At 39.8% G+C, this 6,493-nt stretch carries 8 protein-coding genes and 1 pseudogene; 1 reads left to right on the top strand and 8 read right to left on the bottom strand.

What is annotated here, in order from left to right; translation table 11 throughout:
• Window positions 1-134, top strand: a 134-nt coding sequence (locus ACE1AQ_RS03275) for an IS4 family transposase (RefSeq protein WP_190357162.1), incomplete at its 5' end; no start/stop codon positions are given.
• A 160-nt stretch (window positions 135-294) separates the two neighbouring features.
• Here the strand turns inward: ACE1AQ_RS03275 and ACE1AQ_RS03270 are convergent.
• From ACE1AQ_RS03270 to ACE1AQ_RS03235, 8 genes and pseudogenes are all read right to left on the bottom strand, one after another.
• Complete coding sequence (locus ACE1AQ_RS03270) at window positions 295-435, bottom strand: hypothetical protein (protein ID WP_002742713.1); 141 nt, start codon at window positions 433-435, stop codon at window positions 295-297.
• Window positions 423-650 carry a hypothetical protein gene (locus tag ACE1AQ_RS03265; protein WP_110544402.1) on the bottom strand — a complete coding sequence of 76 codons (228 nt, stop codon included), beginning with the start codon at window positions 648-650 and terminating at the stop codon, window positions 423-425. The genes ACE1AQ_RS03270 and ACE1AQ_RS03265 overlap by 13 nt, the downstream gene beginning before the upstream one ends.
• Window positions 651-684: 34 nt before the next feature.
• Entirely contained in the window at window positions 685-909 is a 225-nt protein-coding gene (locus ACE1AQ_RS03260; protein ID WP_110544400.1) for a DUF2283 domain-containing protein, read from the bottom strand.
• Between the two features lie 3 nt (window positions 910-912).
• Window positions 913-1,143: a hypothetical protein gene (locus ACE1AQ_RS03255; RefSeq protein ID WP_002742722.1), complete on the bottom strand. Its 231-nt coding sequence runs from the start codon at window positions 1,141-1,143 to the stop codon at window positions 913-915.
• A 105-nt stretch (window positions 1,144-1,248) separates the two neighbouring features.
• Window positions 1,249-4,701: a hypothetical protein gene (locus tag ACE1AQ_RS03250; RefSeq protein WP_374807847.1), complete on the bottom strand. Its 3,453-nt coding sequence runs from the start codon at window positions 4,699-4,701 to the stop codon at window positions 1,249-1,251.
• 65 nt (window positions 4,702-4,766) lie between these two features.
• Window positions 4,767-5,162 carry a hypothetical protein gene (locus ACE1AQ_RS03245; protein ID WP_008200182.1) on the bottom strand — a complete coding sequence of 132 codons (396 nt, stop codon included), beginning with the start codon at window positions 5,160-5,162 and terminating at the stop codon, window positions 4,767-4,769.
• Between the two features lie 26 nt (window positions 5,163-5,188).
• Window positions 5,189-5,611 carry a hypothetical protein gene (locus tag ACE1AQ_RS03240; RefSeq protein WP_008200183.1) on the bottom strand — a complete coding sequence of 141 codons (423 nt, stop codon included), beginning with the start codon at window positions 5,609-5,611 and terminating at the stop codon, window positions 5,189-5,191.
• A 94-nt stretch (window positions 5,612-5,705) separates the two neighbouring features.
• A pseudogene (locus ACE1AQ_RS03235) lies at window positions 5,706-6,353 on the bottom strand (substrate-binding domain-containing protein); the annotation flags it as partial.
• Window positions 6,354-6,493 lie beyond the last annotated feature (140 nt).

Genomic DNA, 6,493 nt, shown 5'->3' with positions numbered 1-6,493 from the left:
GGGGGTTTTTAGGTAGAAAAGGTGACGGTGAACCAGGTGTTAAAACTATTTGGTTGGGACTGCGAAGGTTACATGATATCAGCCAGACTTGGAAACTGTCTCATCAAATTAGTTCCCCCATAGAACCCCCTTGAGCCATCTTGCACACTTTTCTCTTTTTGTCAAATTTTATGTTAAGAAAGATGTGACTAATGGATAGCTTATCAAGGGGGGCAGGGGGGATCGGCACCCCCCTTATCAAGGGGGACAGGGGGGATCGAAGCTAAAATCCATTTTTAATTTAATTATAACCAGCTACTTATTTTCAAAAAAAGTTATTCGTTCTTGGGTGCGCTTAATTCCTTCTTGAAGTTCTCGCAGTCTTTCGGTTAATGCGTCTTCAATAAATTTTTTTAAGGAGTTTAGATGTTTAGAACTCAGTTTTACTTCAGCCATAATGCTTCCGAGTTGATAATCGCTGCTGTTTGCCATTCGTCAGTCCATCCTAATTCTAGTTCATCTACTGCTAAAAAAGCTTGGGCGAGTTTTTCTGCTTCTTGTTGTTGTCGCCATTGTTGTAAAATTGAGGCGATGAAAATGCTTTTATCTTCTACTTTCTGGTCTAGGTAATTAACCAGTTTATCGGGTAAAGAAATGGAGATTTTAGCCATTGTTATCTCTTTGGCTATTTGATTCTAATATAGACTATTTTGATTGATCTAAAATAACAGAATTAAGGGGGAAAGATTCAGTTTCTAAACGAGTTAAATCAACAATTTGACTGGCTTGATCAATATCAATTCCAACTAATTTTCCTTCGCTATCAAAATCTAAAACAATATCAGGGGCGATTTCTTGAGAATCGGTGCTTGTTTTTTCTGATAGGCTAATGTATAGAGAATCGGTTTCAGGATAATAACTAAATTTCATTTTTTACTCCTTAAAGTTACGATCTGGGAAGGCGTTATGAATGGTTTCTCCATCATCTAGAGTGACAACTCGCAAGTATTTTCCTAATTCGGGAATGTATAACCAATGACGAATGCGTCCATTTGGTTCTATTTCTCGTCTAACTGGATTCTGGATAGCCTGTTGACACCATTCTCGCTTAAGATAGGGTCTTTTGACCAAGACTTGTTCTTCAAAGTAGCGGGTAGTTTTCATTCATCATTTTTCTGATCGATTCCTTCTATCATAATTTTAACGAAATTTAGATAAATTTCCCCAGATACTAAATTCTCCCCCCTTTTTAAGGGGGGCAGGGGGGGATCAAATCCCATCACACAAACCCCTATCCTCCTCCCTGACACCAGAATTAGGATTGTGCAAATAAACCCGCACCCAATCGCAACTACGCCCCATTAAAGCATCTAAATCCCAGCCATTGTTTCCATTCCAGAGTTTGATAGTCCCGTCCTCACTACCGCTCACCAATGTCTTGCCGTCGGGACTAAAATTAACGCTCAAAACATGGCCATCATGCCCCTTGAGGGTGCGGATTTCTTGGCCTGTTTCTACATTCCAGAGTTTGATGGTGTTGTCAGCACTACCGCTCACCAAAGTCTTGCCGTCGGGGCTAAAACTCACGCTTAAGACATTTCCATTATGCCCAGAGAGAGTGCGGATTTCTTGACCTGTCTGAACATTCCACAGTTTAATTGTGGTGTCATAACTACCAGAAGCTAATATCTTACCGTCGCTGCTAAAACTCACGCTAGAGACACTATCATTATGCCCAAAGAGAGTGCGGATTTCTTGTCCTGTTTCTACATTCCACAGTTTGATTGTCTTATCCCTACTACCAGAAGCTAATTTCTTACCGTCAGGGCTAAAACTCACACTATTGACACTATCATTATGCCCAGAGAGAGTGCGGATTTCTTTTCCTGTCTCTACATTCCAGAGTTTGATTGTGTTATCCCAACCTCCAGAAGCTAATGTCTTACCATCGTTGCTAAAACTCACGCTATTGACACTGCCATTATGCCCAGAGAGAGTGCGGATTTCTTCCCCTGTCTCTACATTCCAGAGTTTGATTGTGTTATCCCAACCTCCAGAAGCTAATGTCTTACCATCGTTGCTAAAACTCACGCTATTGACACGATCATTATGCCCAGAGATAGTGCGGATTTCTTTTCCAGTCTCGACATTCCATAGTTTGATTGTCTTGTCTCTACTACCAGAAGCTAAAGTCTTACCGTCGCTGCTAAAACTCACGCTCTCGACAAAACCATTATGCCCAGAGAGAGTGCGGATTTCTTGGCCTGTTTCTACATTCCAGAGTTTGATTGTGTTATCCCAACCTCCAGAAGCTAATGTCTTACCATCGTTGCTAAAACTCACGCTATAGACACTGCCATTATGCCCAGAGAGAGTACGGATTCCTTTCCCTGTCTCTACATCCCAAAGTTTGATTGTAGTGTCTTCACTACCGGTCGCTAAAGTCTTACCGTCGCTGCTAAAACTCACGCTATTGACTTCTCTATTATGCCAAGAGAGAGTGCGGATTTCTTCCCCTGTCTCTACATTCCACAGTTTGATTGTGTTATCCGAACTACCAGAAGCTAATGTCTTACCGTCCCTGCTAAAACTCACGCTATTGACACTCCATTTATGCCCAGAGAGAGTGCGGATTTTTTGACCTGTCTCTACATTCCACAGTTTGATTGTCTTGTCCCGACTACCGGTCGCTAAGGTCTTACCGTCAGGGCTAAAACTCACGCTATTGACACTGCCATTATGCCCAGAGAGAGTGCGGATTTCTTCCCCTGTCTCTACATTCCACAGTATGATTGTGTCGTCATTACTACCAGAAGTTAATGTCTTACCGTCGCTGCTAAAACTCACGCTAGAGATATGGTTATCCTCTCCTCTGGCATACCCATTATGCCCAGAGAGAGTGCGGATTTCTTTCCCTGTTTCTACATCCCAAAGTTTGATTGTATTGTCACTACTACCGGTCGCTAATGTCTTACCGTCGGGGCTAAAACTCACACTATTGACACTGCCATTATGCCCGTCTAAGCGATTATATTCCCTTCCTTCAGTCAGAACCTTCTGTAAAGCATCCATTACCTTTGTGTCACTTACCTCATATTTCTGTAAAATTTTTCCTGCCTTAATCATTTCAATAAAAGCTTCTAAATCTTTCCCCCCTTCATTAAAGAGAGACAAGGAATAACGACCGAGAGAATTTGCTAAACTAAGTTCTGTCTTAACTTCGCGCCGTTTTCTTTCTGCTTCGATTTTTTCTCGTTGCTTTTGATAGTGATAACTAGCTTTAATAAATTTTACGGCTACATCATCTAAATTAGAAAGTGATTTTTCTTTGATAAGATTGACAATCCTTGTCAGTTTAGAACCTCCCCAAAGCTCACTACTCGCTTTTACTGCATCTTGCTTCTGTAAATCATCCCACTGTTTAGCATCAGCATATAAACGACTTCTCAGAACAATTATCTCCTCTTTTTCTCGAATTAAATCCTGTAACACTTTCCAAGAACGTAATAACGCCTCATGCGCCACCTCAACCGTTGCTTTCCCGTCTTCTCCCTTACTCACCAAAAGACGATTATCTATTAATTGATAGAGAACCTCTCTTTGCATTTCCTCCTGTTCAAAACTCGATTTATCCGCCCTTCTGCTAACCGCTTCTTTCCCTTCTAAACTAATTAACTCTAGAAAAATTTCCTCTGCTGCTTTCCGTTGCTGTTCATTAAATTTACTATAAATTTTATCCGCTTGTTTTTCTAGCGCACCCGTTACCCCACCAATCTCTTGATAAGTCTTAATATTTAAAACCCGATTTTGAATATGATCTTTTTCCCACAATAAATCCAATGTATATTGTAACAGAGGTAAAGAGCCAGCCTGTTCATAAAAATCGGCAATAATTTGATTAATTAATCCCTGTTCAAAAATTACCCCATTTCTCGCCGCCGGTTCAGCAATAGCTAATCTTAACTCACTTTCATCCATATCTGTTAACATCTTGCTATACTGATCATGGATTTTTCCTAAACTGGGATAAGGACTTAATTTATCTAAAAAATCCGCCCTCATCGTCATCACAATTTTAACTAAACTATCATTATTTTCAATTAATTTAATCAAACTTTTAATGAAAATATCTCTTTCCGTCTTCGGTGTACGAGTAAATAATTCCTCAAATTGGTCAATAAAAATAAACCATAAATCAGAATTATTTTTTAATCCTTCAACCACGTTAATTAAAGTATCTTCCTTAACAGCTTGTGCTAATTTCGCTTGGGATTGTTTATATCTATTTGCCAAAAGACAACCATAGAAAGACTCAAAGGGATTAACATCAGGAACAAAAGTTAAATTAACCAATCTATTCGCACCAAAATCATCCTTTAACTTAGGAATTAAACCCGCTTGAACTAGAGAAGACTTACCACTTCCCGACGCACCTAAAAGCAATAAAACATTCTTTTGCTTTAAATAATCAGTTAACTCAACAATCCAATTATCTCGACCAAAAAACCTATCCTTATCATCTACTTCAAACTTCCTTAAACCCAAATAAGGTGAACCCGTAATTAAAGGTTGAGACTGAATCTCAACTCCTGACTTTTGGGTAATAATATATTGATTGATTACACCCCCACTAATATCACCCGCAATTCCCTTAAATTCACCATCACCGCTAAGACCTTTAACATCACCCCCTATTTCTAAATAATAACTTTTATCAGTCATTTTTGCTACCCCAAAATTATTCTTTTAAAGTTAACTTTAAATTGCAGTTTTAGAATTAGCACTCTTTAAGGACTTCCTACTAAACCAAACAATTTAGCCAAACCGCCTAAAATCGTTACAATTAAAGCGACTAAAATCCCTCGACTGACGAACTCTTGATTCTCTAAGCGCTTTTCCACGCCATCAATTTTTCCCTCTAAACGCTTCTCAATACCATCAATTTTTCCCTCTAGACGCTTCTCGACACCATCAATTTTTTCCTCCAGACGCTTCTCAATACCATCAATTTTTTCCTCCAGACGCTTCTCGACACCATCGATTTTTTCCTCCAGACGCTTAATTTCACCTTTAACTTCACTAAGTTCAATCTTAATATCAGTAACATCTTTTTGAAGATTGTCTAACTTTTGATTGATTTGAATTAGAAAATCTTTAAGTTCTACCTCAACAGTAATTGACATAAATTTCCCTCCTAAATAATCCTCAACTAATTAATGTTCTGACCAATATTTCCACCACTAATATCTCCTGCAATTCCCTTAAAAGTACCATCTCCCACCATTCCTTTAATATCACCACCAACATTAATATTATACTTACCTGCGGCAAATTCTTCAGGTTTTAATTGCTTAAGTAATGCTTCTGCTGTCTTAATAACCTCTGCATCTCTATCAATTTTTGCCTCAAGTAACTCTTCTTTGAGCAGTGTTTTTACCCCCTCTGAATCTGGTTTTTTCTCATGTTTATCGACGATATCACTATCATCTGTTTTCCCTTTTTCTGCAAATTTCTTCTTAATCAACGCTTTTAAACTCTCATAAGCATCCTTAACGGCTGTTCCTGCCGTATCCTTAGCAGCAGCAACCGCACCAGCAGCCAACGCAGCGAGAATTAGAGAAATCGGTTCCATTGCCTGAGACTCCAAATTAGATATTGCTAACTCAATCTTAGATCAAAGCAAAGTATCTGACGCGATTATGGCGCAGGTATTGGGCGCGGATGGCTTGCTGAAAAGCTAATTCATTCAGTTGATTACGCTTCTGGGGACATTGGGAAGACGGGATCGAAGGTTCTTGATAGGGGGCAACTAACTTATTTTCGCTTTTACCGAGGGGTAAAGTTTTAATTCCACACTGGGGAACTACTTCCGGTGCAGAAGCATAGTAAATTCCTCCTAAATTTTGGGAAACTTTTCTGAGAGCGGAAGTTGTACTATAAACGTACTTAATATTACTGCCAAAATCGGCTTTTTCTAAAACCTGATCGATAAAAAATTCCACGGTTCCCCCATCTTCCTTGCGTCGGGAATAGGGAATAATGGCTAAATTAGGCCCGCCCACTTGCCGCCAATTGCTAATTTTTCCTGTATAAATATCTTTTAACTGGGTAATTGTTAGACCGGAAACCGGTAAATCAGGATGAACTGCGATCGCAATTCCATCGATAGCCACGGGAACCTCTTTTAAGGTCAATCCCCGTTGTTGAGCGCGTTGTATTTCCTCATCTTTGAGCGATCGAGATGCTTGGGAAAAAGCCAATTGATTCTCGATTAACATCCGAATACCGCTGCCGGTGCCGGGGGTTCCCGTAGTGGGATCGGTATAGACAAGGCGAAATTTCGGCCAGACTTGCTGGATAATAAAGTCCACTTCCGGCTCTCCCAGCTTTGGTGGGTAAAATGTATTCTAAGATACATTTCTCAAGAGCGAGGGGGTGGAACGAACCACAAAGACACAAAGGACACAAAGATCGATCGATCCTATGTCAATTAAACTTATCACACAGAACCTAG

The organism is Microcystis sp. BLCC-F209 (genome assembly GCF_041928595.1).
In the GTDB taxonomy this organism is placed as follows: Bacteria; Cyanobacteriota; Cyanobacteriia; order Cyanobacteriales; family Microcystaceae; genus Microcystis.
The sequence above is the reverse complement of the archived record's forward strand: the minus strand, read 5'-3'. Positions and strand labels throughout refer to the sequence as shown.